The sequence below is a fragment of the Streptomyces sp. 1-11 genome (genome assembly GCF_007176755.1).
Taxonomy (GTDB): Bacteria; Actinomycetota; Actinomycetes; order Streptomycetales; family Streptomycetaceae; genus Streptomyces.
The window spans coordinates 177,772-202,532 of the sequence record NZ_BJTV01000013.1; the positions used below are offsets into that span (position 1 = coordinate 177,772).

Below are 24,761 nucleotides of genomic sequence, written 5' to 3' on the forward strand. Positions count from 1 at the left end.
CCCCGCGCGGGCGGCGCTCGTGCCGCCGCGCCTTGTGGAACGGCGGCCGGAGAGGCCGTGGGACCGACATGGCGCGGGCAGTTGTCCACAGGCGGTGACACGAATCGGTAACGGCGGCAAGAATGCGGGGTGTGGTGTCGCGTGGAACTGTTCCGGCGCGGTGCCCGTGTTTCGGGGTGGGCCGGTTTCGCAGCGCAGAGCGTCGGCCCGAGTAAGAACGGGCCGAGGAGGGCCGGGTGACGACCTATGACGATCGAGCGAGCCTCACTGATCTGACCGCCACTGTGGAGCGTGTCCGCAGTTCGGTGGAGGGTGTGATCGAGGGCAAGCCCGAGGTCGTACGGCTTTCGCTGACCGTACTGCTCGCCGAGGGACACCTGCTGATCGAGGATGTCCCGGGCGTGGGCAAGACGATGCTGGCCAAGGCGCTGGCGCGGTCCATCGACTGCTCGGTGCGGCGCATCCAGTTCACGCCCGACCTGCTGCCCTCGGACATCACCGGTGTGTCCATCTGGGACCAGCAGCGCCGGGACTTCGAGTTCAAGCCGGGCGCCATCTTCGCGCAGATCGTGATCGGCGACGAGATCAACCGCGCCTCGCCGAAGACGCAGTCGGCGCTGCTGGAGTCCATGGAGGAACGGCAGGTCACCATCGACGGGCAGACCTACGAACTGCCCAGCCCCTTCATGGTGGTGGCCACGCAGAACCCGGTCGAGATGGAGGGCACCTACCCGCTGCCCGAGGCCCAGCGCGACCGCTTCATGGCCCGGGTCTCGGTCGGCTACCCGAGCGTCGAGGCCGAGCTGCAGATGCTCGACGTGCACGGCGGGGTGAGCCCGCTCGAGGACCTGCAGCCGGTGGCGCACGCGCACGAGATCGTGAAGCTGATCGAGGCCGTGCGCGGGGTGCACGTGTCCGAGGCGGTGCGCCGGTACGCGGTCGAGCTGGTCGCGGCCACACGCAGCCACCCCGACCTCAGACTCGGCGCCTCCCCGCGCGCGACCCTGCACCTGCTGCGCGCCGCCAAGGCGTCCGCCGCCCTCGCCGGCCGGGACTATGCGCTCCCGGACGACCTGCAGGACCTCGCGGTGGCCGTGCTCGCCCACCGGCTGCTGCCCACCGCGCAGGCCCAGCTCAACCGGCGCACGGCCGAACAGGTGGTGCTGGAGATCCTGCAGGGCACCGCCGTGCCCGCCTCGTCGCGGCAGCACGGCGGCTTCGGATCGCTGGGCCGGACCATGCCCGCCTATCCCCAGCAGCCTCCCCGGGGTCTGTGATGAGCACCGGGGGGACGGGGCGGGTGGAGGCCGACCGCGGTGAGGCGGGCGGCGTCCGCACCGCCCTGGCGGGGCTCACCACGCGCGGGCGCTCCTTCCTCGCGGCCGGGATCGCGGCCGCGGTCTGCGCCTACGTGCTGGGCCAGAGCGATCTGCTGCGGGTCGGGCTGCTGCTGGCGGTGCTGCCGCTGCTCTGCGCGGCCGTGCTGTATCGCACACGCTACCGGGTGGCCGGCAGCCGCCGCCTCTCCCCCGCACGGGTGCCCGCCGCCGGCGAGGCGCGCGTGCACCTGCGGATGGACAACGTCTCCCGGCTGCCCACCGGCCTGTTGATGCTCCAGGACCGGGTGCCCTATGTCCTCGGCCCCCGGCCCCGTTTCGTGCTGGACCGGGTGGAGCCGGGCGGGCGCCGCGAGGTGTCCTACCGGGTCCGCTCCGACCTGCGCGGCCGCTATCCGCTGGGCCCGCTGCAGCTGCGCCTGACCGACCCGTTCGGGATGTGCGAGCTGACCCGGTCGTTCTCGACGTACGACACGCTGACCGTCATACCGCGCACCGAGCCCCTGACCCCGGTCCGCTTCAGCGGCGAGGCGAAGGGGTACGGCGACGGCCGTCAGCGGTCGCTGGCCCTGGCCGGCGAGGACGACGTGATCCCGCGCGGCTACCGGTACGGCGACGACCTGCGCCGGGTCCACTGGCGCTCCACCGCGCGCTACGGCGAGCTGATGGTGCGCCGCGAGGAGCAGCCGCGGCGCTCGCGCTGCACGGTGCTCCTGGACACCCGGGCGATCGGCTACGAGGGCGCCGGGCCCGACTCGGCGTTCGAGTGGGCCGTCTCCGCCGCCGCGTCGGTCCTGGTGCACCTGCTCGAACAGGGGTTCTCGGTGCGGCTGCTGACGGACGGCGGCACCTCGGTGCCCGGCGAGGGAGCCGACGGCTTCGCGGGCACCGGCCCGGACGGCGCGGACGCGGCCGGGCTGATGATGGACACCCTCGCGGTGATCGACCACTCCGACGGCACGGGCCTTTCCCGGGCGCACGACTCACTGCGCGGCGGGAACGAGGGGCTGCTGGTGGCCTTCCTGGGCGACCTGGACGAGGAGCAGGCCGCGGTGGTCGCCGGGATGCGGCAGCGCAGCGGCGGCGCGGTGGCCTTCGTGCTGGACCCGGACGCGTGGGTGCGGGAGCCGGCCGACGTGCCGGCTCCGGGCGACCGGCACCAGGAGCGGCTGCGGATGCTGCGCGAGGCGGGCTGGACGGCGGTGGGCGTGCCGCGCGGGGCGTCGCTGGACGAGCTGTGGCGGCAGGCGGACCGGGAGCGCGCGGGCCTGACCGGCGTCGGCGGGGAGGCACTGTGATGAGCGGGCGGGCCCGGCTGGCCCTGTGCGCCGCCGCGGCCACGCTGATGACGGCGTGCTCGCTGCTGCCCCTGGTCGACCAGCCGACGTGGCTGTTCACGACGGTGCTGCTGGTCGCCGTGCAGACCGGGGTGGGCGCGGCGGCCCGGCGGGTGCCGCTGGCACGGCCGCTGACCGTGGCCGCGCAGGCCCTGGTCACGCTGATGCTGCTGACCCTGTTCTTCGCCCGGCGGCAGGCGCTCGGCGGGCTCGTCCCGGGCCCGGACGCGTTCCGCTACTTCGGCGAGCTGCTCCAGCAGGGCTCGGACGACGTCAGCCGGTATGCGATACCGGCGCCGCTCACCGACGGCATCGAACTGATGCTGATCGGCGGGGTCCTGGTGATCGGGCTGCTGGTCGACACCCTGGCGGTGACCTTCCGCAGTGCCGCCCCGGCCGGGCTGCCGCTGCTCGCGCTGTACTCGGTGGCCGCCGGGCTCTCCGACAGCGGCAGCGACTGGCTGGCGTTCCTGTTCGCGGCGGCCGGCTATCTGATGCTGCTGCTCGCCGAGAGCCGAGACCGGCTGGCCCAGTGGGGCCGCGTCTTCGGGGGCGCCCCCGGTGAGCCGGGCATGGCGGAGAGCGGGGCGGTGGCCCCGGTGCGCACCGGACGCCGGCTCGGCGCGGTGGCGCTCGGCGTGGCCGTGCTGGTGCCGGCCATCCCCCTGTTCTCCATCCAGGGCGGGCTGCTGGACGCGGCGGGGACGGGCGTCGGCGCGGGCAAGGGCGGGGGCGGCACGATCTCCGCGGTCAACCCGCTGGTGTCGCTGCGCGACAGCCTGAACGTGGACAACGACCGCCAGGTGCTGTCGCTGCGGACCACGGCGGGCGACCTGTCGGACATGTACCTGCGCATCGTGTCCCTGGACGACTTCGACGGCACCACCTGGAAGCCGTCCCAGCGGCACATCGTCGCGGTGCCGGACGCCCTCCCGGCGCCCGCAGGACTGGACGCGGACGTCAAGCGCACCACGGTGCGGACCAGGATCACCGCGGCGGACTGGTACGCCCAGGACTGGCTGCCGATGCCGTACCCGCCGAGCAGGGTGAGCATCAGCGGGAACTGGCGGTACGAGCCGGTCGGGATGACGCTCGTCGGCGACCACGGCCAGAACACCCGCGGCGAGGTCTACGAGGTGCGCAGCCTCGACGTGCGGCCGTCCGCCGCCGAGCTGGCCGCCGCGCCCCCGGCGCCCGCGGCCCTGCGGCGCGAGTACACCAGGGTGCCGTCCAGGCTGCCGAAGGTGGTGGCGAGGACCGCCGAGGAGATCACCGCGGGCTCGTCCAGCCACTACGACGAGGCGGTCAAGCTGCAGGACTGGTTCGCGGTGAACGGCGGCTTCCAGTACGACACCGAGGTCGAGGTCGGCCAGGGCCCGGACGCGATCGCGAACTTCCTGCGGAAGAAACAGGGCTTCTGCGTGCACTTCTCCTTCGCGATGGCCGCGATGGCCCGCACGCTGGGCATCCCGGCCCGGGTCGCGGTGGGCTTCGCGCCCGGCACCCCGCAGGCGGACGGCTCGGTCTCGGTGTCCCTGAAGGACGCGCACGCCTGGCCCGAGCTGTACTTCGAGGGCGTGGGCTGGACCCGTTTCGAACCGACCCCGACCCGGGGCACGGTGCCGTCCTACACCCAGTCGGACACGCCGGGCACGTCGCAGCCGGACGAGGCACTGCCGTCGCGCGGGGCGTCCGAGGCGCCCTCGGCGGTGGCCTCGCCGAGCGAGAGCTGCTCGGCGCAGTTGCGCAAGCTGGAGGCGTGCGACAGCCCGGCCGCGGCGGTCGCGCGTCCCGGCGGTGGCGGCAGCGGCTGGGACCTGCTGTGGCTCGCCCTGATCGGGCTCGGTGTCCTGGCGGTGCTGGCGGTGCCCTTCCTGCCGTTGCTGTGGCGGGCGCGGTTGCGGGCCGTACGGCTCGGCGGGCACGCCCGGACCGGGGAGGGCGCCGCCGCCCACGCGCTGTCGGCCTGGCAGGAGCTGACCGACAGCGCCTGGGACCTGGGCATCCTGCCGGACGAGTCGCTGACCCCGCGCAGCGCGGCGGCGAGGATCGTGCGGCTGGGCCGTCTCGACGCGGCCGCCGGGGCCGCGGTGCACCGGGTGGCGGACGCGGTGGAGCAGGTGCTGTACGCGCCCAGGCCGCGACCGGTGGCGGGCCTCGCCGAGGACGTGCGCCGGGTGATCACCGCCCTGAACGGCGGTGTGCGCCGGCGGACGAGGCTGCGAGCGCGGTTCGCGCCGCGGTCGGCGGTGCGGGTGCTGTGGGCGGCGTCGGACCGGTGGACGGCGCTCAGAGAGCGCCTGGTGGCCGCCCGGCCGGGGTGGCGCCGACCGTCCGGCCAGCGGGGCTGAGACGGCCCCGGGGCCTCGGGGCGCTGGAGCCGCCGGGCGCTGGAGCCGCAGGGCTTAAGGAGCCGCAGGGCGCCGAAGCCGCAGGGCTAGGAGCCGCGGGGCACTAAAACCGCCTGGCACTGGAGCCGCAGCGCTCAGGAGCCGCGAGCACCGAAGCCGCCAGGCCACGAAGCCGCCGGACCCCGTAGCCAGGGGGCACCGGAGCCGCCAAGCCCCGGAGCCGCCGCGAGCCGCCGAAGCCGCAGGGCGCTCCAGGACATCCGTGAGGGGTGACCACCGGCTGGTGGTCACCCCTCACGGATGTCCGATGTCGGCCGCTGCCGTCAGGTGCCCGGTCCGACCGGTGAGGTCCTAGTGGCCCTGCTGCTCGTCGCGGCGGCGCTGCCAGCGCTGCTCGATCCGGTCCATCATGGAGCGCTTCTGCCGTACCTGGCGGCGCGGGGCGCCCGCGGGCCGCTCGCCCGGCTTGGGGGCCTTGCGCCAGCCGGTGACGGCCAGCACGGCGCAGCCGAGCATCACGAGGAAGCCCACCACGCTGACCCAGATCTGCTGCGCGACCATTCCGGCCATGAGGAGCGCGATACCCACGAGGAAGCCCACGACCGCCTGGTAGACCCGCCGCCGGGTGTACGTCCGCAGCCCACTTCCCTCAAGCGCCGACGCGAACTTGGGATCTTCGGCGTACAGCGCTCGCTCCATCTGCTCGAGCATGCGCTGCTCGTGCTCCGAGAGCGGCACGGAGTCCTCCTCATCGTGCAGTCGCCGGGGCGACCCGGGGGGTCCCTTCAGGATAGGCAGGGAATCGCCCCCGTGAAACCCGCCCCTCTGCGCCAATTGGCCAACCGGAATCCATCCTGGCCGTCCCGGCTCGCTGAGGCTTCCATTCCCCGGCGGCCGACCCGTCATGCCGGACGGTGTACCTCGATCATACGGCGCAAACCGCTCGATCGGGTGGCTTGTGGCGTACTCCATCCGCCGCCGAGCCCCTGATCAGCGGCGGGTCACCGGGAGCGCTCAGGCCCCGGCGGACCCCCTGGTCTCACCGAGCACGTGGAGCTGGGTGGCGACCGAGTGGAACGCGGGCAGTTCGGCCGCCGCCGCCTCGAGCTTCAGCAGCGCGTCCATGGCCCCGGGTTCGGTGTCCACCAGGACGCCGGGCACGAGGTCGGCGAAGACCCGTACGCCGTGCACAGCGCCGACCCGCAGGCCCGCGCCCTCCACCAGCGCGGTGAGCTGCTCCGCGGTGAAGCGGCGCGGCACGGGGTCGCCGGCCCCCCAGCGGCCCTCGGGGTCCTGGAGCGCCTGCTTGGCCTCCTTGAAGTGGCCGGCCAGGGCCCGGGCGAGCACGGCGCCGCCGAGGCCGGCGGCGAGCAGGCTGAGGACGCCCTCGGAGCGCAGGGCGGCCACCGCGTTGCGCACGCCCTCGGCCGGGTCGTCCACGTACTCGAGGACGCCGTGGCACAGCACCACGTCGTGGCCGCTGCGCTCGACCACGTCGAACAGGCCGTGGGCGTCGCCCTGGACGCCCCGGACCCGGTCGGCGACACCGGCCTCGGCGGCGCGGCGTTCGAGCGCGAACAGCGCGTTGGGGCTGGGGTCGACGACGGTGACCCGGTGGCCGAGGCCGGCCAGGGGCACGGCGAAGTTGCCGCTGCCGCCCCCGGTGTCGAGGACGTCCAGCGATTCCCGCCCCGTGGCCTTGACCCGGCGGTCGAGGGCGTCCTGGAGGACCTCCCAGACCACTGCGGTACGGAGGGAGGAACGGGGGCGCATCGGGTCCGACACGGCAGTTGACTCCTCGGCGCGGCGCCGCCTTGTTGCCGGCGGCGCAGAACGGGGTGCCTCCCCGGCCCGGACGCGGGTGGAGGGAAGGCCTCAGGCATCTCCACCCTATTGCCTCCGCCGCTCCGCCCACTCATCGCGGTGGGGCGGGCCGGGTCCGTCTCGCGGGGCGGACGGCCGAGGTCAGCCCGCGTCGGGGAGGTCTTCGCGGACCGGTGGGCCCGGTGGCTCCTCCGGGTCGTGGCGGGGCTGGGGCAGGACGGGCTGGAGCACCAGCAGCCGCTCGACGAGGCGGAGGAACATCGCCACGTCGCGTATCAGGTCGTCGGCGTCCCGCTGCCCCGCCGCGCCCTGGATGCCCGCCTCGGCGCGGGCCCGGCGGGCGGCGCCGGAGGCGAAGAGCGCGCTCCACTCGTCGAGTTCGGGGGCTATCTCGGGCAGCACCTCCCAGGCGCTGCGGATACGGGCCCGGCGGCGGGGCGAGGTCTCGGGACGGCCCCGGGCCGCGAGCACCGCGGCGGCGGTGCGCAGGGCGGCGAGGTGTGCGGTCGCGTAGCGCTCGTTGGGCGTGGCGAGCCGGCCGGCCTCCTCGAGTCCGGCACGGGCCTGGGCGAGCAGGTCGAGGGCGGCGGGCGGGGCCGTGGCCCGGCGGAGCACGGGGTGCACGTCGCCCGCCGGGCCGGTCAGTGAGGGGGCAGGGCCGGTGGCGCGGCGCCGGTGGGCGGCTGCGGACTGGTTGGCCATGACGAACCTCCTGTCGTCTGTGACGGCACGGATGCCGTATGTGCCCATCGTGAGGTATGGCACTGACAATCCGATCTGACCTGCTCTTTTGCTTCGGTCAGGGGTTCGGAGTACTTTTGTACTGACCAGTCAGTGCAAAAACGGAACAGGCAAGGGGGAGGCTTGTGGACGGCGCGCACCTCACCGTCGGGAGCCTCGGGCTCAAGGGGCCGCGGGGGTGGGTCTTCCGGGACGTCACGCTCGACGCGGAGCCCGGCTCGCTGATCGCGATCGAGGGACCGTCCGGCTCCGGCCGCACGTGTCTGCTGCTCGCGCTCACCGGGCGGATGAAACCCACTCAGGGAGTGGCCGCGGTGGCCGGGTTCAAACTCCCCCGGCACATGGCCGCCGTGCGCCGGATCGGCGCCGTGGCCAACGTGGCCGGTGTCACCGACCTGGAGCCGGCCCTGACCGTCGGCGAGCACCTGCGTGAACGGGCCCTGCTGCAGCGCCGGTTCGGCGACTCGCTGCGAGAGGCGCTGCGGCCCCGCCGGGACCGGGTCCACGAGGCCCGGCTGCGCGTCGACGCCGCCCTGGCCGCCGCCGGACTCGACCTGGAGACGCTGCCCAAGGGCTCCCGCACGGCGGTGCGCGACCTGGACCGGCCGGCGGAACTGCGGCTGTCCGTCGCGCTGGCGCTGCTCGGCCGGCCGCGGCTGCTCGGCGTGGACGACGTCGACATGAAGCTCTCGGACACCGAACGCGAGGAGATCTGGGACCTGTTGCGGTCCCTCACGCGCGTGGGGACGACGGTGGTGGCCGTGTGCCGCACCGCCCCCGCCGACTGCCTCGCCGTCACCGCCCGGCCGACCGGGCAGGCCGAGGATGCCGGGGACGGAAACACCCCGGAGACCGGCGCCGACGGCGCCCCGGTACCCCCCGGCGAGAGCACCCCGGAGCCCACGGCCGACGGCGCCCCGGCACCCGGTTCCGACAGCGACAGCGACAACGACAGCGACAGCGACAGCGACAACGACAACAACGACCGGAAGGACGAGGCTGATGCGCACGCCCAGGCTGGCCGCGCTTGAGCTGAGGCGCTTCGGACGGGGGAAGCTGCCGCGCGCCGCCCTGGTCGCGCTGCTCGTGCTGCCCCTGCTGTACGGCGCCCTGTACCTGTGGTCCTTCTGGGACCCCTACGGCCGGCTGGACCGCATCCCGGTGGCCCTGGTGAACGACGACAAGGGCGCCACGGCGGGCGGGAAGAAGGTCACCGCCGGCGACGACATCGTGTCCGGGCTGCGCGACAGCCGCACCTTCGAGTGGCACGAGGTGAGCGACGCCGAGGCCCGCCGGGGCGTGGAGGACGGCACCTACTACCTGTCGCTGACCATGCCCGCCGACTTCAGCCGCCGGATAGCGTCCAGCTCCGGGGACTCCCCCGAGACGAGCGCGCTCAGGGTGCGCACCAACGACGCCAACAACTACATCGTCGGCCAGATCTCCCGGACCGTCTTCAGCGAGGTCCGCACGGCCGCGTCCACCAAGGCGTCCCGGACGTTCCTGGACCGGATCTTCATCTCCTTCTCCGACATCCACGGCGAGACCGTGACGGCCGCCCGGGGCGCCGACCGCCTCAAGGGCGGCATCGGCAAGGCGGAGAAGGGTTCGAAGGACCTCGCGGCAGGCCTGAAGGACGCCAAGAGCGGCAGCGGCGCACTGGCCAAGGGGCTGAGGAAGCTCGACTCGGGCGCGGGCCGGCTGGAGACCGGCTCCCGGCAGGTCGCGGACGGCACCCAGACGCTCGCTGACGACGTCAACGGCGTCTACAAGCAGGCCGGACCGTTCCTGAAGGACAACGAGAAGACCATCGGGGACACCGCCCGGCTGGTCGCCGACTCGGCCGGGACCGTCCGGCGCAACCTCGGGGTCCTGGTGAAGTCGGCCCCGGCCGCCGCCAAGGCCGCCCACGCCTCCGCCGACGTGCTGGACGAGGTCTACGCGGCGCGCTGCGAGAAGGCGGCGGTCCCCGACCCGGCCTGCCCGGACCTGAAGAAGGCCAGGCAGGCGGCGGCCGACGTGGCCACCGTCGCCGACGACCTCAACACCCTGATCGCCGACCAGGACGGCGACCTGAAGACCATGCGGGACAACCTGGACACGCTCCAGAAGCAGGCCCAGGCCCTGGCCGAGCGCGCCCCGCACCTCTACGAGGACGTCGACGACGCCGTCAAGAAGATCAACAAGCTGAACGACGGCGCAGCCGAGGTCGCCGCCGGCGCCAAGAAGCTGCACGCCGGGATCGGCACCGCCGGCACCGGCGCGGCGAAGCTCGACAAGGGCATCGGCACCGCCGAATCGGGCGCCCAGGCGCTCAGCGGCGGCATGTACAAGCTGGTCGACGGCTCCGGCAAGCTGGCCGGCGGTCTGCACGACGGCGCGAAGAAGATCCCCGACTACGACAAGCAGGACCGCGACCAGCGCACCGGTGTGATGGCCGACCCGGTCCAGCTCGCCTCCCACGACCTGCACAAGGCGCCCAACTACGGCACCGGTTTCGCCCCGTACTTCATCCCGCTGTCCCTGTGGGTCGGCGCGATGGTGGCGTACATGCTGATCCCGCCGCTCAACCGGCGTGCCCTGGCGGCCGGTTCGCCGGCCTGGCGGATCGCGCTGGCCGGCTGGCTGCCGGTGGTCGCGGTGGGCGTGCTGCAGACGGCCGCGCTGATGGCGGTGCTGCACTGGGCGATCGGGCTGCGGATGGAGCGGGCGGCCGGCACGGTCGGGTTCCTGTTCCTGGTGGCGGCCTGCTTCGCGGCGATCGTGCAGTGGCTGAACGCCCGGTTCGGCGCGGCCGGCCGGATCCTGGTGCTGGCGCTGCTGATGCTCCAGCTCACCTCGGCGGGCGGCACCTACCCGGTGCAGACCAGCCCGGGCTTCTTCAACGCCGTCCACCCGTTCCTGCCGATGAGCTACATCGTGGAGGCCCTGCGCCGGCTGATCACCGGCGGCGGGCTCGGCCCGGTCTGGCAGGCGTGCTGGGTGCTGGCCGCCTTCACGGCGGGCGCCGTAGCGCTGACCGCCCTCGCGGCCCGGCGCCGCCAGGTGTGGACGCTGGACCGGCTGCACCCGGAACTGAGCCTGTGATCCCCGCACGGCCCCCGCACGCGCGCGCACCTGTGAGAATCGGGGCCATGGAAAGCAGCAGCGCCACGTCCGGCGGCAGCACCCGCCGCGAGGCCACCCGGCAGAAGCTCTACGAGGCGGCCGTCACGCTCATCGCCGAGCAGGGCTTCTCCGCCACCACCGTGGACGAGATCGCCGAGCGGGCGGGGGTCGCGAAGGGCACGGTCTACTACAACTTCGCGAGCAAGTCGGTCCTCTTCGAGGAGCTGCTGCGGCACGGCGTGGGCCTGCTCACCGCGTCCCTCAGGGAGGCGGCCGAGCGGACCGCCGCCGAGGGCGGCGGCAAGGTGGACGCGCTGGACGCGATGGTCCGCGCGGGCCTGGTCTTCATCGACCGCTACCCGGCCTTCACCCAGCTCTACGTGGCCGAGCTGTGGCGCACCAACCGCGCCTGGCAGTCCACGCTGATGGTGGTCCGGCAGGAGGCCGTCGCCGTCGTGGAGGGGGTGCTGCGCGAGGGCGTGGCGGCCGGCGAGTTCAGCGACGAGATCGACGTCCAGCTCACGGCGGCCGCGCTGGTCGGCATGGTGCTGGTGGCCGCCCTGGACTGGAAGTCGTTCCAGCCCGAGCGCTCCCTGGACGACGTCCACGCGGCCCTGTCCCGGCTGCTGCAGGGGCGGGTGAGCGGGAAGGGCTGAGCCGCCGCCGGAAGCACGGAGAAGGCGCCGCCCCCTTGCCGGGCCGGCGCCTTCCCGCTTCCCCCGTACGCCCCCGTGCCTCACCCGTACGGTTCTCCCCCGATGGTCCCCCGTGGTGGTCCGCCGCGGGTCCCCCGTGCCTCGCTTCCGCCGACGGATCGGCGGAAGGAGCGGCCAGGGCGCGGGCGCCGTTCCGCCGCCCCGTGCCGGCGGTACCGGTCCGCGCCCCCTGCCGTGCCTCCACTCTCCCGTCTCCGGCGGCCGCGGCCCATCCGCGCGCGTACTCATCCGGCCGTCTGAGTACGGATACTCAGTACCGGGTTGCGCGGGCCCGGGACGGCGGGCCGCCGGATGGCTACCATCCTTCGGGTGTCGGTACTCCCCCTCGTGTTCACCAGCGGCTGGGCCAGCGGCGTCAACGCCTACGCGGTGGTGCTGCTGCTCGGCGTGTTCGGCCGGACCGGGCTGAGCGACGACGTCCCGCAGACGCTGCAGCGTCCCGAGGTGCTGATCGTGGCGGCCGTGCTGTTCCTGTGCGAGGCGGTGGCGGACAAGATCCCCTACGTCGACTCGGTGTGGGACACCGCGCACACCGTCGTGCGGCCGCTCGCGGGCGCCTGGGTCGGGGCGCTGCTGGCCGGGCAGAGCGGTTCGCTGCCGGACGTGGCGGCCGGGCTGCTCGGCGGCTCGACGGCACTGGCCAGCCACGGCGTGAAGGCCGGCACCAGGATGGCGGTCAACTCCTCACCCGAGCCGTTCAGCAACTTCGTGCTGAGCGTCGCCGAGGACCTGGGGGTCGCCGGCGTCGTGTCGTTCGCGATGTTCCATCCCGTGGCGGCCGCCGTCGTCGCGGCGGTGCTGCTGGCCGGCGGGCTGGTCACGCTGTGGTTCCTGGTCTCCCGCATCCGGCGCTTCCTGCGGCGCCGGACCCGGCGGCGCGAGGAGCGGCGGCTCGCCTCCCGGGTGCCCGGACCGCCGGGCTGACCCGGTTCGCACCGCCCGTCGGCCGGACCGCCGGCAGCGGTGGATAAAGTCGCGGTCATGGCACGGATTGCGGTGATCGGCGCCGGGATGGGCGCGATGGCGGCCGCTGCCCGGCTGGCCGTCGCGGGCCACCGGGTGGCGGTGTACGAGCGTAGTGAGACCTACGGCGGAGCGGTGCGCCGCTTCGAGCGGGACGGGTTCGCCTTCGACACGGGACCGGGGCTGCTGCCGCTGCCCGCCGTGTACCGGGATCTGTTCGTCAAGACCGGCAAGGAGCCGCTGGAGGACGTCGTCGAGCTGGTCCAGGTCGACCCGTCCGCGCGGCACGTGTTCGCGGACGGCACCGAGGTGGCCCTGCCGAACGCCTCCCGCGCCGGTGTGGTCGCGGCCCTGGACGAGGCGCTGGGCGCGGGGGCCGGGCAGCGCTGGGGGGACTTCCTGGTGCGGGCCCGGGAGGCGTGGGACCGCACCCGGCGGCCGCTGCTGGAGGAGCCGCTGTGGCCGAACTGGCAGGTGCTGGCCGAACGTGAGCCGTATCCGTCGGTCCCGCACAAGCGGCTGCTGCGCACCCGCCGGGCGGCCACCCTGGCCGAGATCGGCGCCTGGGAGCTGCGCGACGAGCGTCTGGCGGCCCTCCTGGAGAGCCATGTGCTCGGATACGGCCTCGACCCCCGGACCGCCCCGGCGAGCGCGGCCGTGCTGCCGTACATGGAGCACGCCTTCGGCACCTGGTACGTGCGCGGGGGCATCCGGGAGCTGGCGCGGGCGGTGTACGAGCGGTGCCTGAAGCGGCGAGTGGAGTTCCGCTTCGGCGCCGAGGTGACCGGGGTCCTGCGGGAGGACGGCCGGGCGGCGGGGATCGAGCTCGCCGACGGTTCGCTGGTGGAGGCGGACCACGTGGTGGCGGACGTGGACCCGGCGCGGCTGCGGGCCCTGACGGAGCATCCGCTGGACGCGGACGGGGACGTGCGGCCCGGTGATCCGGTCCTGCCCACGCCCGGACGGTTCACGGCCCTGCTGGCCCTGCGGGGCGGCCGGGAACCCGGAGCCGTCCACCGCACGGTCGTCCACGCCCCGGACGCCCAGAGCGAGCTGGACTTCCTGGCCTCGCCCGGCGGCGACCGGCCGGTGTGTCCCACGGTGACCGTGCTGCGCCCCGACGACCCCGCGCTCGCACCGGACGGCGCGCACGAGTCCGTGGTGGTGTCCGCCGTGGTGTCGGCCGAGGCCGCCTGGGAGGACGCGGGCACGGTCCGGTCCTACACCGACTTCCTGGTCGAAGCCGCCGAGCGCGCGGTGCCCGGGCTGCGGGAGCGGCTGCTCTGGCACGAGGTGCGCACCCCCGTGCACACGGAGCGGGAGACGGGCGCCCGGTCCGGGGCGGTGCCCGCTCCCGCGCTCGCCGCGGGCGGGGGCCGTTTTCTGCACCCGGCGAACACCACGCGGCTGCCCGGGCTGTACCGGGTGGGCGGCTGGTCCCACCCCGGCGGCGGGCTGCCGCACGCCGGGATGTCGGGGGCGCTGGTGGCCGGGCTGATCGTGGAGGGACCGGAGTTCCGCGGCTCCCGGTGAGCCGGGAGCCGCGGCCTCAGAAGCGGTACTGCTCGTCGTACCCGGCGCCGTGCTGCTGCCCGTCGCCCTGGTACGGGTACGGCTGCTCCTGCGGGAGTTCGCCGCCGTGGCTCTCGTCGCTGCGCTGCTGCGGCACCCAGACCCCGCCGGCCGGGGTCTCGCCGTAGCCGCCGCCGGCGTACGGGTCCTGACCGTAGCCCTGTTGCCCGTACTGCTGCTGGCCGTAGCCGGCGTCGTAGGAGGCGTCGCCGTAGCCCTGGGCGCCGACGTAGGGGTCGGAGTAGTTGGCGTATCCCTGCTGGCCGCCCTGGTCGTAGCCGTAGTCCTGCTGGCCGTATCCCGCGTAGCCGTAGGCGTAGTTCTGGTCGGCGCCCTGGGCCTGGGCGGCGCCCGCGTAGGCGGTGTCGCCGTAGATGCCGTAGGAGCCGGTGTCGTCCGGGAGGGGCTGGGGCTCGTAGACGGTGCCCGCCCCGTCGGCGGACGGCTCGGCGGAGCGGGCCGGGGTGAAGACGTCGTCGTGGTCGTACTCGTCGGCGTGGGCGGGCTGTTCGTGGCCGTAGCCGGCGTCGTCGTGACCCCCGCCCGCCTCCGGGCCGGAGACCTCGAGCGTCGGTTCCCGGCGCTCGGCCCTGCCGCGGCGGCGCTTGCTGCCGCCGCTCTCCGGCTCGTCCTCGGGGCGCTTGACCGCCCAGCCGGAGGCGAAGCCGCGCCGGAAGGACAGCGTGACGTAGGTCTGGCCGAGCGCGAAGGCGATCGCGCCCGCGCCGATGACGACGACCGACGGCATCAGCACACCGACGACGACACCGAGGAAGCCGGCGAAGGCGAGCAGCCGCCAGCGCAGCCGCGCCTTGTACTGCAGCAGCACCTCGCCCAGCAGCCACAGTGCGACGACGCCGAACGCGATGTAGAGGACCGTCCAGCCCATGTACGCCCCTCTCCCAGTGGCCGCTACGCAGTGTGTCGTATCGCGGTGCGGCCGGTCTAGGCCTGCGGGGGGTGGTGCAGGCCCAGGTTCTCGTAGATTTCCAGGGTCGCCGTGGAGTTGTTGAGCGTGATGAAGTGCAGTCCGGGCACTCCCTCGGCCAGCAGCCGCGCGCAGAACTCCGTGGCGAAGTCGATACCGATGGAGCGTACCGCCGCCGGATCGTCCTTCGCTGTGAGGATGCGCTCTTTCAGGGCGTCCGGGAACAGCGCGGTGCTGAGCTTGGGCACCCGTTCCAGCATCCGCACGCTGGTGACCGGCAGGATCTCCGGGATGACCGGGGTCTCGCAGCCCGCGGCCGCCACCCGGTCGCGCAGCCGCAGATACGACTCCGGCTGGAAGAACATCTGTGTGATGGCGTAGTCGGCGCCCGCCCGGCACTTGTCGACGAAGTGGCGGACGTCGGTGTCCCAGTCGGCGGAGCGCGGGTGCATCTCGGGGAACGCGGCGACGCCGACGCAGAAGTCACCCGACTCCTTGATGAGCCGGACGAGTTCGGCCGCGTACGTCAGGCCCTGGGGGTGCGGGACCCACTCGCCCATCGGGTCGCCGGCCGGATCGCCGCGCACGGCCAGCATGTTGCGGATGCCGGCGTCCGCGTACTGGCCGATGATGTTGCGCAGCTCGGCGACGGAGTGGTCGACCGCGGTGAGGTGGGCGACCGGCGTGAGCGTCGTGTCCACGACGATCTGCTGGGTCTCCCGGACCGTGGTCGTGCGGGTGGTGCCGCCGGCGCCGTAGGTGACGGACACGAAGTCCGGCGCCACCGCCTCGACCCGGCGCAGCGCGTTCCACAGGTTCCGCTCGCCCTGGGGCGTCTTCGGCGCGTAGAACTCGAACGAGTACGTCGTCTTGCCGGCGGCGAGGATGTCACGCACAGTGCGTGCGCGATCGGTCCTGGTCGATGCGGTTCCTAGGGCCATACCCGCAGGTTAGTCAGGGGTGGGCGGTCCCCCAACCGCACGCCGGTCATTTGCCCGATTTGCCGCTTCCTCGTCCACCCCTTGGACAGTGATCCGGACAGCGCGGCCGATCACGCCCCGCCGGCGGCGCCGTCGCTCGCGCGGCCAGGGCCTGTCTGCCGAGCCCTGGCCCTAGCCCTGCCGCAGCCGCTTGGCGAACCGGGCCGCGGCCTCGCCCGGGTCGTCGGCCTCGGTGATCGCGCGGACCACGACCACCCGGCGGGCGCCCGCGTCCAGCACCTGCTCCAGATTGCCTAGGTCGATCCCGCCGATGGCGAACCAGGGGCGGTCGGTGCCCAGGCCCGCGGTGTACCGCACCAGGCCGAGGCCGGGGGCGGGGCGGCCGGGCTTGGTCGGGGTGGGCCAGCACGGGCCCGTGCAGAAGTAGTCCACGCCCGGCTGGACGGCGGCCGCGGCGGCCTCGGACTCGGTGTGGGTGGAACGGCCGATCAGCACGCCGTCGCCGAGGACGGCGCGGGCGGCGGGTACGGGCAGGTCGCCCTGGCCCAGGTGGAGCACGTCGGCGCGGGCGGCGTGGGCGACGTCGGCCCGGTCGTTGACCGCGAGCAGCCTGCCGTGCCGGGCGCAGGCGTCGGCGAGGACCTGGAGGTGCTCCAGTTCCTCGGCGGCCTCCATACCCTTGTCGCGCAGCTGCACGACGTCGACACCGCCCGCCAGGACCGCGTCCAGGAACTCGGCGAGGTCACCCTGCCGTCTGCGGGCGTCCGTGCAGAGGTACAGGCGGGCGTCGGCGAGCCTGTCGCGGGCGGTGTCGGTCATGCGTGGGTCCCCCCGTGGTCGGTGTCCATGGGCGTGCAAAGAGGTGGCGTACGGGCCGGAGCCGGTACGCCACCGCGCGGTGCGGGTCGGTTCAGACGGCGAGCGCCTGGGCGCGCCGCTTCACCTCCGTGCCGCGATTCTCGCTCAGTGCCTGCGCGGGGGTGCCGGGCAGGGTCGGGTCGGGGGTGAACAGCCATTCGATCATTTCTTCGACCGTGAAGCCGTCGTCCCGCAGGAGCGTCAGGGTGCCGGACAGGCCCTTGACGACCTTGTCCCCGTCGATGAAGGCGGCGGGGACGTGCAGCGCCCGGTTCTCACCTCGGCGCACGGCGATGAGCTGGCCGTCCTTGACCAGCTGCCGCACACGCGTCACCTCGACGCCGAACTGTTCGGCGATGTCGGGGAGGGTGAGCCAGGCGGGGACGAGAGCATCGATCTTTGCGTCAATCTCGGTCACGGGATCTAGCCTGCCATCCGCCACCGACAGTCGGAAGCCAGGCCGGTCCGCGCGGGGGACGCAATGCCGCCGGAGCCGGTCGGAAAGACCCTAGCCGAGCGCGGCGCTCTTCAGCGGCCTCGCGGGGTCGGCCAGCGCCTCGGGGTCCATGCGGCGGCCCGCCTCGATCAGCCGCCGGCCCTGGGCCAGGTCACGCGGCCGGCCGACCGCCAGCAGGGCCACCAGCCGGTCCTCGCGCAGCCAGCACACGGACCAGGCCGGCCCCTCGGGCTCGCCGCGCCAGACCATGCGGTCGGCGGCGGCGTGGTGGCCCGCGTACTGGACGAACCGGCCGAACTGCTCCGACCAGAAGTACGGCACCGGGTCGTAGACGCCCGGGATCTCGCCGAGGATGTTCGCGGCGACGGTGCGCGGTCCCTGCAGGGCGTTGTCCCAGTGGTGGATCAGCAGCCGGGCGCCGTAGCGGGCGGACGGGAAGGAGGCGCAGTCGCCGACCGCGTAGACGTCCTCGGCGGAGGTGCGCAGCCGGTCGTCGGCCAGGACGTCGCCGTGCGCGCCCAGCTCGATGCCGGAGCCGGCCAGCCAGCCCGTGGCGGGGCGGGCGCCGATGCCGACCACGACGGCGCCCGCGGGCAGCCGGGTGCCGTCGGCGAGCAGCACCGAGCCCGGCTCGACGCGCTCCACGCGCGCGCCGGTGCGCAGTTCGGCGCCGCTGTCGGCGTACCAGGCGGTCATGGGCGCGGCGACCTCGGCGGGCAGCGCACCGGCGAGCGGCCGGTCGGCGGCCTCCACCACGGTCACGGCGCAGCCGGCCTCGCGGGCGGCCGTGGCGAACTCGGCGCCGATCCAGCCGGCGCCGACGACCACGATGTCGTGCTGCCGGGCCAGCACCGGGCGCAGCCGTTCGGCGTCGTCCAGGGTGCGCAGCAGGTGCACGCCGGGCACGCCCTCGGCGCCGGGCAGCGTGACCGGCTCGGCGCCGGTGGCCAGGACCAGCACGTCGTAGGGCACCGGGCCGGCCTCGGTGTCCAGCTCGTGGTCGGCGGGGCGCACGCCCAGCGCCTCGCAGCCGAGCCTGAGTTCGATGCCGAGGGACTCGAAGTCCACGTCGAAGGCGGAGCCCTCGGCGGTGCCGAGGAGCACGGCCTTGGACAGCGGCGGCCGGTCGTAGGGCTGGTGGGGCTCGGCGCCGATCAGGGTGACGGTGCCCGTGAAGCCCTGTTCGCGCAGGGCCACCGCGGTCTGCACCCCGGCCATGCCCGCGCCGGCGACGACCACCCGCCGCCGCGCGCCCTGCTGTGCTGTCTGCTCGCTCACCCGATCACCTTAGACAACTGACGGAACGTCAGTCAGTGGGCGTGCCCGGTGACCTGCTCCACGACGCTGGTGCCGGCGCCCGGCTGCGACTCCCACTCCCAGGTCTCCTCCAGCCGCACCCGCCCGTCGGGCAGCTCCACGACCGTCGAAGCGCAGTGCCCCGAGGACGTGGTCCCGTCCCGCTTGAGCTGCACGTACCGGAAGTCCAGCCGGTCTCCCTCCCGGGTGCCCACCAGGTGGCCGCGCACCACGTCGCCGCCCGCGTACTCGGCCCAGATCTCGCCGTCCCGCTCGTGGTAGGCGAACCGGGTGCGGGTGCCCACCTGGCCCGGTGCTTGGTCCGCCACGGGGGCGAGGACGAGTCCGTCGAGCGAGCGGGCCATGGGGCGGGGCTCCTTACGTGGTCGGGGCGCCGAGGGCTAGGGTGGCCACCGTACAAGCACTCGCGGGAGCCCGGACGCACCGGGCTGAGAGGGAGGCTGGCGGCCTCCGACCGTACGAACCTGATCCGGGTCATGCCGGCGAAGGGAGGGGCTGGACGCCCATGCCGTCACGTACGTCCGACGTCCTCGTCATCGGGGGCGGGATCATCGGCCTGGTCACGGCCTGGCGTGCCGCGCAGCGCGGGCTCGCCACGGCCGTGGTGGACCCCGAGCCCGGCGGCGGGGCCGCGCGGGTCGCGGCGGGGATGCTGGCCGCGGTCACCGAACTGCACCACGGCGAGGAGAGACTGCTCGCCCTGAACCTGGAGTCGGCCCGCCGTTACCCGGACTTCGCGGCCGAGCTGACCGAACTCACCGGCCACGACCTGGGCTACCGGCGCTGCGGCACGCTCGCCGTGGCGCTCGACTCGGACGACCGCGCCCACCTGCGGGAGCTGCACGCCCTCCAGCGGCGCTCGGGACTCGACTCCGTGTGGCTGTCGGGACGGGAGTGCCGGCGTCTGGAGCCCATGCTCGCGCCCGGGGTGCGCGGCGGGCTGCGGGTCGACGGCGACCACCAGATCGATCCCAGGCGGCTGGCGTCCGCCCTGGTGGCGGCCTGCGAGCGGGCCGGGGTCGTGTTCCACCGGTGCTGGGCCGAACGGCTCGACGTCGCCGCGGGCCGGGCCGCCGGGGTCACCGCGGCGGACGGCACCCGGCTGGGCGCGGGGCGGGTGGTGCTGGCGGGCGGCAGCCTCAGCGGGCGGCTCGCGGGCGTGCCGGACGACGCGCTGCCCCCGGTGCGGCCGGTGAAGGGCCAGGTGCTGCGGCTGACCGTGCCCCGGCGGTACGCGCCCTTCCTGAGCCGCACCGTGCGGGCCGTGGTGCGCGGCAGCCAGGTCTACCTGGTGCCCCGGGAGAACGGCGAGCTGGTCGTCGGCGCGACGAGCGAGGAGCTGGGCTGGGACACCACGGTGACCGCCGGCGGTGTGTACGAGCTGCTGCGCGACGCCCACGAGCTGGTCCCGGGGATCACCGAGCTGCCCCTCACCGAGACCGGGGCCGGCCTGCGCCCCGGCTCCCCCGACAACGCACCGCTGCTCGGCCCTTCCTCGCTCGACGGGCTGCTGCTGGCCACCGGCCACTACCGCAACGGCGTGCTGCTCACCCCGGTCACCGGGGACGTCATGGCCGCGCTGCTGGCCGGCGGCGAGCTGCCGGACGCGGCCCGTCCGTTCACCCCGGAGCGCTTCGGCGCCGTACCCGTGGAGCAGCCCGTATGAGCATCTGTGTCTCGGTCAACGGCGAGCGCCGGGAGATCGTCCCGGGCACCGCGCTCGACGCGCTGGTGCGGTCCCTGACCGCGGCGCCCTCCGGGGTGGCCGCGGCCGTCAACGAGACGGTCGTACCGCGCGGGCGGTGGGCGGCCACCGCGCTGCGCGACGGCGACCGCGTCGAGGTCCTCACCGCCGTACAGGGAGGCTGACCATGACCGACGATCCCTTCCTGGTGGGCGGGCTGCCCCTCGGGTCCCGGCTGATCATGGGCACCGGCGGCGCGCCCAGCCTGGAGGTGCTGGAGCGCGCGCTGGTCGCCTCCGGCACGGAGCTGACCACGGTGGCGATGCGGCGGGTCGATCCCGGGGTGCGCGGCTCGGTGCTGTCGGTGCTGCGGCGGCTCGGCATCCGGGTGCTGCCGAACACCGCGGGCTGCTTCACCGCGGGTGAGGCCGTGCTGACGGCCCGCCTCGCGCGCGAGGCGCTGGGCACCGACCTGGTCAAGCTGGAGGTCATCGCCGACGAGCGCACCCTGCTGCCGGATCCGGTGGAGCTGCTGGACGCGGCGGAGACGCTGGTCGACGAGGGTTTCACGGTGCTGCCGTACACGAACGACGATCCCGTGCTGGCGCGCAGGCTCGAGGACGTGGGCTGTGCGGCGGTGATGCCGCTCGGCTCCCCGATCGGCTCCGGGCTCGGCATCCGCAACCCGCACAACTTCCAGCTGATCGTCGAGCACGCGCGCGTGCCGGTGATCCTGGACGCGGGCGCCGGCACGGCCTCGGACGTCGCGCTCGCGATGGAGCTGGGCTGCGCCGGTGTGATGCTCGCCTCCGCCGTGACGCGGGCCCAGCGGCCCGAGACGATGGCCGCGGCCATGCGGCACGCGGTGGAGGCGGGGCGGCTGGCCCGGCTGGCCGGCCGGATCCCGCGCAGGCACTTCGCGGAGGCCTCCTCGCCCACCGCCGGCCGCGCCGACCTGGACCCGGAGCGGCCCGCCTTCCGGTCCGGCGCGCTCCCGGACTCCGTCTGACCGGTCCCCCGCGGGGGACGGCCCGCCCGCCTCCGGGACCGTCACAGGTCTGCTGCAGTCCGTCACCGGAATGGCGCAGCGTGGGGCGGTGTCCGCCGGTCCTCGTACACTCGCCTGCGTGGATACGACCCTTCAGGACCCGCTCGTCGGGCAGGTGCTCGACGGACGCTACCGCGTGGACGCGCGGATCGCGGTCGGCGGGATGGCCACGGTCTACCGGGCCCTGGACACCCGCCTGGACCGGGTCCTCGCGCTCAAGGTGATGCACCCGGCCCTGGCGGCCGACGGGTCGTTCGTGGACCGGTTCATCCGGGAGGCCAAGTCGGTCGCCCGGCTCGCCCACCCCAACGTGGTGCAGGTCTTCGACCAGGGCACGGACCGGGGCTACGTGTACCTGGCGATGGAGTACGTCGCCGGATGCACCCTGCGGGACGTGCTGCGCGAGCGCGGGGCGCTGCAGCCCCGGGCGGCGCTGGACATCCTGGAGCCGGTGCTGGCCGCGCTCGGCGCCGCGCACCGGGCCGGGTTCGTGCACCGGGACATGAAGCCCGAGAACGTGCTGATAGGCGACGACGGCCGGGTCAAGGTCGCCGACTTCGGGCTGGTGCGTTCGGTGGACACGGTGACCAGCACCACGGGCTCCGTCCTCGGCACCGTGTCGTACCTCGCGCCCGAGCAGGTGGAGCAGGGCGCCGCCGACCCCCGCGTCGACGTCTACGCCTGCGGTGTCGTCCTCTACGAGATGCTGACCGGCGGCAAGCCGCACTCCGGGGACTCCCCCGCGCGGATCCTGTACAAGCACATCCACGAGGACGTGCCCCCGCCCTCGGCGCTCGTGCCGGGGCTCCCGCCGGAACTGGACGAGCTGGTCGCCTCGGCGACCGCGCGCACCCCGGAGCTCCGGCCGGACGACGCCGCGGCCCTGCTCGGCCAGGTGCTGCGGGCGCGTGCCGGGCTCAGCGCCGGGCAGCTCGACGCCGTGCCGCCGCAGGCGCTGACCGCGGAGCACGACAACGCCGGGGACCGTACGAGTGTGATCCCGCGATCGCTGACCGTGCCCCGGCCGCTGCCCGTCAACGAGGACGAGGGCCCGGCGGACGTCCGGCACACCAGCCGGCTGCAGAGCCCGCCGGTCCCCGCGCGGCGAAGGCCGCTGCGCCCGGGACGCGGGCTGGCCGCCCTCGTCGCCGCCGTGCTCGTGTTCCTCGGCGTGGGCGCCGGGGTCTGGTACATCAACTCCGGGCAGTTCACCAAGGTCCCGCCGCTGCTGGCGAAGACCGAGGAGCAGGCGACGGCGCGGCTGAAGGAGTCCGGCCTCCACGTCAAGGAGGTCAAGCGCGAGTTCAACGACACGGTGAAGAACGGCACGGTCGTCAGCTCCGACCCGACGGCCGGGTCCCGCATCCGGGGCAACGGCTCCGTGACCCTGGTCATCTCCCGTGGACCCAGGATCGTGAAGGTGCCCGACCTGCGCGGGGTGCCGCTGGCCGAGGCGCGCTCGCGGCTGAAGTCCGCCGGGCTCGAGCCGGGCATGGTCAGCCGCGACTTCAGCGACAGCGTGGCGCGGGGCTCGGTGGTCGGCACCGACCCGGAGACGGGCACCGCGCGGCACGCGGGCTCGGCGATCGCGCTCCTGGTCAGCAAGGGCAGCCCGGTCGACGTGCCGGACGTCACCGGCGAGGACCCGGACACCGCCCGGCAGGACCTCCAGGACGCGGGGCTGAAGGTGCGGATCGCCGCGCAGCGGGTCACGTCCGAGTACGACAAGGGCCAGGTCGCCCGGCAGAGCCCGGGGGCCGGGGGCCGGGCCGCCGAGGGCGACACGGTGACGCTGGCCCTGTCCAAGGGCCCGGAGATGGTGACGGTGCCGGACGTGGTCGGCTCCAGCGTGGACGACGCCAGGCAGCGGCTGGAGGCCGCCGGCTTCCAGGTGAGCGAGGACCGCGGCCTGCTCGGGCTGTTCGGCGACACCGTGAAGAAGCAGTCGGTGGACGCGGGCGGCAAGGCGCCCAAGGGGTCGACCATCACGATCACCATCCGCTGAGCCGGTGAGCGGGGTCACCGGGGACCGCGGGCCGGCGGCGGGGGACGGCATGACACCCTGAACGGGTGACATCCCATCCGTCCCGTTCCGCCGCCGAGCCCCCTGCCGGCCCCGCCCGCAACCCGATCGGCGGTCACGTTCCGGTGGCCGGCGGTCTGCACTCGGTGGGGCTGTCCTACGCCCGCGACCTGAAGGCCGAGACCGTGCAGGTCTTCGTCGCCAATCCGCGCGGGTGGGCCACGCCGGCCGGGAACCCGCGGCAGGACGAGGCGTTCCGCGAGGCCTGCGCCGCGGAGTCGGTCCCGGCGTACGTGCACGCCCCCTACCTGATCAACTTCGGCTCGCACACCGAGGCGACGGTGGAGCGCTCGGTGGAGTCGCTCAGGCACTCGCTGCGGCGCGGCCGGGAGATCGGGGCGCTCGGCGTGGTGGTGCACACGGGCAGCGCGACCGGCGGACGGGCGCGGGATGTGGCGCTGAAGCAGGTGCGCGCCCGTCTGCTGCCGCTGCTGGACGAGCTGACCCACGACGACGACCCCTTCCTGCTGCTGGAGTCGACCGCCGGGCAGGGCGCCTCACTGTGCTCGCGCACCTGGGACTTCGGACCGTACTTCGAGGCGCTGGACGCCCACCCGAAGCTCGGCGTCTGCCTGGACACCTGTCACATCTTCGCCGCCGGGCACGACCTGACCGGCCCCAGCGGCATGCACCAGACCCTCGATCTGCTGGTCGGCACCGTCGGCGAGGGCCGGCTGAAGCTGATCCACGCCAATGACTCCAAGGACGTGGCGGGCGCCCACAAGGACCGGCACGAGAACATCGGCGCCGGTCACATAGGCGAGGACCCGTTCCGCGCGCTGATGACCCACCCGTCGACGGCGGGCGTACCGCTGGTCATCGAGACCCCCGGCGGCAAGGAGGGGCACGCGGCGGACGTGGAGCGGCTGAAGAGACTCCGGGATTCCCGACCCGGTACGGAATACCCCTAGGGGGTATACGGTTCCCCTGAACACGGGAACCGTCCGTCCGGCATTGGGGGACCTCATGGAGCACACGGCGCACACCCACCACCAGCACGGCCCGGGACACGACCACGGGTCCGGCCACGGGTCCGGACACGGCCACGGCGCGGCGAGCTGGCCGATGGCCGCGCAGGCCACCCTGCACTGCCTCACCGGCTGCGCCATCGGCGAGGTGCTCGGCATGGTCGTCGGCACCGCGTTCGGCTGGGGGAACCTGCCGACCACGCTGCTGGCCGTCGTCCTGGCCTTCCTCTTCGGCTACTCGCTCACCATGCGCGGGGTCCTGCGGGCCGGCGTCGACCTGCGGACCGCCGTCCGGGTGGCCCTGGCCGCCGACACCCTGTCCATCGCCGTGATGGAGCTGATCGACAACGGGACGATCCTGGTCTGGCCGTCCGCGATGGACGCCACGCTCGCCGACGCGCTGTTCTGGGTCTCGCTGGCCGTCTCGCTGGTGATCGCGTTCGTCGTGACCACCCCGGTCAACAAGTGGACGATCGGGCGGGGCAAGGGGCACGCGGTGGTGCACCGGTACCACCACTGACCCGGCCG

General features: G+C 74.2%; 23 protein-coding genes and 1 riboswitch. Of the genes, 14 read left to right on the plus strand and 9 right to left on the minus strand.

Annotation, left to right across the window (positions count from 1 at the left end; translation table 11 throughout):
* Window positions 1-236: 236 nt before the first annotated feature.
* Genes TNCT1_RS26170 through TNCT1_RS26180 form a run of 3 tightly spaced genes read left to right on the plus strand, consistent with a single transcriptional unit; the run spans window position 237 to window position 5,025 of the window.
* Window positions 237-1,277 carry a MoxR family ATPase gene (locus tag TNCT1_RS26170; protein WP_143636462.1) on the plus strand — a complete coding sequence of 347 codons (1,041 nt, stop codon included), beginning with the start codon at window positions 237-239 and terminating at the stop codon, window positions 1,275-1,277.
* The gene (locus tag TNCT1_RS26175; RefSeq protein ID WP_143636464.1) at window positions 1,277-2,635 is read left to right on the plus strand and encodes a DUF58 domain-containing protein; all 1,359 of its coding nucleotides are present in this window, start codon (window positions 1,277-1,279) and stop codon (window positions 2,633-2,635) included. The genes TNCT1_RS26170 and TNCT1_RS26175 overlap by 1 nt, the downstream gene beginning before the upstream one ends.
* Window positions 2,635-5,025 (plus strand): DUF3488 and transglutaminase-like domain-containing protein, encoded by a 2,391-nt coding sequence (locus TNCT1_RS26180; RefSeq protein ID WP_143636466.1) that lies wholly within the window; start codon window positions 2,635-2,637, stop codon window positions 5,023-5,025. The genes TNCT1_RS26175 and TNCT1_RS26180 overlap by 1 nt, the downstream gene beginning before the upstream one ends.
* 351 nt (window positions 5,026-5,376) lie before the next feature.
* On the opposite strand, the gene TNCT1_RS26185 is transcribed toward TNCT1_RS26180, so the two are convergent.
* From TNCT1_RS26185 to TNCT1_RS26195, 3 genes are all read right to left on the minus strand, one after another.
* On the minus strand, window positions 5,377-5,763 hold the full coding sequence (locus tag TNCT1_RS26185; protein ID WP_143636468.1) for a DUF3040 domain-containing protein: 387 nt from the start codon (window positions 5,761-5,763) through the stop codon (window positions 5,377-5,379).
* A 276-nt stretch (window positions 5,764-6,039) separates the two neighbouring features.
* Window positions 6,040-6,810: a methyltransferase gene (locus TNCT1_RS26190; protein WP_174266459.1), complete on the minus strand. Its 771-nt coding sequence runs from the start codon at window positions 6,808-6,810 to the stop codon at window positions 6,040-6,042.
* Window positions 6,811-6,990: 180 nt separating this feature from the next.
* Window positions 6,991-7,551 carry an SAV_6107 family HEPN domain-containing protein gene (locus TNCT1_RS26195; protein ID WP_143636470.1) on the minus strand — a complete coding sequence of 187 codons (561 nt, stop codon included), beginning with the start codon at window positions 7,549-7,551 and terminating at the stop codon, window positions 6,991-6,993.
* Between the two features lie 164 nt (window positions 7,552-7,715).
* Between TNCT1_RS26195 and TNCT1_RS26200 the strand changes: the two genes are divergently transcribed.
* The 5 genes from TNCT1_RS26200 (at window position 7,716) to TNCT1_RS26220 (ending at window position 13,910) form a co-directional block, all read left to right on the plus strand.
* Window positions 7,716-8,621, plus strand: coding sequence for an ATP-binding cassette domain-containing protein (locus TNCT1_RS26200; protein ID WP_143636472.1), 906 nt, complete (start codon window positions 7,716-7,718; stop codon window positions 8,619-8,621).
* Entirely contained in the window at window positions 8,593-10,677 is a 2,085-nt protein-coding gene (locus TNCT1_RS26205) for a YhgE/Pip family protein (RefSeq protein ID WP_143636473.1), read from the plus strand. The genes TNCT1_RS26200 and TNCT1_RS26205 overlap by 29 nt, the downstream gene beginning before the upstream one ends.
* Before the next feature lie 47 nt (window positions 10,678-10,724).
* Window positions 10,725-11,354 (plus strand): TetR/AcrR family transcriptional regulator, encoded by a 630-nt coding sequence (locus TNCT1_RS26210; RefSeq protein WP_143636475.1) that lies wholly within the window; start codon window positions 10,725-10,727, stop codon window positions 11,352-11,354.
* A 369-nt stretch (window positions 11,355-11,723) separates the two neighbouring features.
* Window positions 11,724-12,338, plus strand: a complete 615-nt coding sequence (locus TNCT1_RS26215; protein ID WP_143636477.1) for a DUF4126 domain-containing protein — start codon at window positions 11,724-11,726, stop codon at window positions 12,336-12,338.
* Between the two features lie 57 nt (window positions 12,339-12,395).
* Complete coding sequence (locus TNCT1_RS26220) at window positions 12,396-13,910, plus strand: NAD(P)/FAD-dependent oxidoreductase (RefSeq protein ID WP_174266460.1); 1,515 nt, start codon at window positions 12,396-12,398, stop codon at window positions 13,908-13,910.
* Between the two features lie 16 nt (window positions 13,911-13,926).
* On the opposite strand, the gene TNCT1_RS26225 is transcribed toward TNCT1_RS26220, so the two are convergent.
* The 6 genes from TNCT1_RS26225 to TNCT1_RS26250 all read right to left on the minus strand — a co-directional run bounded on the left by TNCT1_RS26225 (window position 13,927) and on the right by TNCT1_RS26250 (window position 18,794).
* Complete coding sequence (locus TNCT1_RS26225; protein WP_143636480.1) at window positions 13,927-14,838, minus strand: hypothetical protein; 912 nt, start codon at window positions 14,836-14,838, stop codon at window positions 13,927-13,929.
* A 56-nt stretch (window positions 14,839-14,894) separates the two neighbouring features.
* Window positions 14,895-15,818, minus strand: a complete 924-nt coding sequence (gene metF / locus TNCT1_RS26230) for a methylenetetrahydrofolate reductase [NAD(P)H] (protein WP_143636482.1) — start codon at window positions 15,816-15,818, stop codon at window positions 14,895-14,897.
* Between the two features lie 171 nt (window positions 15,819-15,989).
* On the minus strand, window positions 15,990-16,637 hold the full coding sequence (gene thiE / locus TNCT1_RS26235) for a thiamine phosphate synthase (protein ID WP_143636484.1): 648 nt from the start codon (window positions 16,635-16,637) through the stop codon (window positions 15,990-15,992).
* 91 nt (window positions 16,638-16,728) lie between these two features.
* The gene (locus TNCT1_RS26240) at window positions 16,729-17,094 is read right to left on the minus strand and encodes an Rv2175c family DNA-binding protein (RefSeq protein ID WP_031166547.1); all 366 of its coding nucleotides are present in this window, start codon (window positions 17,092-17,094) and stop codon (window positions 16,729-16,731) included.
* 90 nt (window positions 17,095-17,184) lie between these two features.
* Window positions 17,185-18,411 carry an NAD(P)/FAD-dependent oxidoreductase gene (locus tag TNCT1_RS26245; RefSeq protein ID WP_143636486.1) on the minus strand — a complete coding sequence of 409 codons (1,227 nt, stop codon included), beginning with the start codon at window positions 18,409-18,411 and terminating at the stop codon, window positions 17,185-17,187.
* A gap of 32 nt (window positions 18,412-18,443) precedes the next feature.
* On the minus strand, window positions 18,444-18,794 hold the full coding sequence (locus tag TNCT1_RS26250) for a hypothetical protein (RefSeq protein WP_143636488.1): 351 nt from the start codon (window positions 18,792-18,794) through the stop codon (window positions 18,444-18,446).
* 52 nt (window positions 18,795-18,846) lie between these two features.
* Window positions 18,847-18,958, plus strand: a riboswitch (TPP riboswitch).
* Between TNCT1_RS26250 and thiO the strand changes: the two genes are divergently transcribed.
* The 6 genes from thiO (at window position 18,956) to TNCT1_RS26280 (ending at window position 24,753) form a co-directional block, all read left to right on the plus strand.
* Entirely contained in the window at window positions 18,956-20,116 is a 1,161-nt protein-coding gene (thiO, locus tag TNCT1_RS26255) for a glycine oxidase ThiO (protein ID WP_143636490.1), read from the plus strand. Its footprint overlaps the riboswitch before it by 3 nt.
* Window positions 20,113-20,319, plus strand: a complete 207-nt coding sequence (gene thiS, locus TNCT1_RS26260; protein WP_174266461.1) for a sulfur carrier protein ThiS — start codon at window positions 20,113-20,115, stop codon at window positions 20,317-20,319. Before thiO ends, thiS begins: the two co-directional genes overlap by 4 nt.
* Before the next feature lie 2 nt (window positions 20,320-20,321).
* Window positions 20,322-21,143 (plus strand): thiazole synthase, encoded by an 822-nt coding sequence (locus TNCT1_RS26265; RefSeq protein WP_143636492.1) that lies wholly within the window; start codon window positions 20,322-20,324, stop codon window positions 21,141-21,143.
* Between the two features lie 118 nt (window positions 21,144-21,261).
* Window positions 21,262-23,187, plus strand: a complete 1,926-nt coding sequence (pknB, locus tag TNCT1_RS26270) for a Stk1 family PASTA domain-containing Ser/Thr kinase (RefSeq protein ID WP_143636494.1) — start codon at window positions 21,262-21,264, stop codon at window positions 23,185-23,187.
* A gap of 65 nt (window positions 23,188-23,252) precedes the next feature.
* Window positions 23,253-24,176 (plus strand): deoxyribonuclease IV, encoded by a 924-nt coding sequence (locus TNCT1_RS26275; RefSeq protein WP_143636496.1) that lies wholly within the window; start codon window positions 23,253-23,255, stop codon window positions 24,174-24,176.
* A gap of 55 nt (window positions 24,177-24,231) precedes the next feature.
* Window positions 24,232-24,753: a DUF4396 domain-containing protein gene (locus TNCT1_RS26280; protein ID WP_143636498.1), complete on the plus strand. Its 522-nt coding sequence runs from the start codon at window positions 24,232-24,234 to the stop codon at window positions 24,751-24,753.
* The last annotated feature ends 8 nt before the right edge of the window (window positions 24,754-24,761 follow it).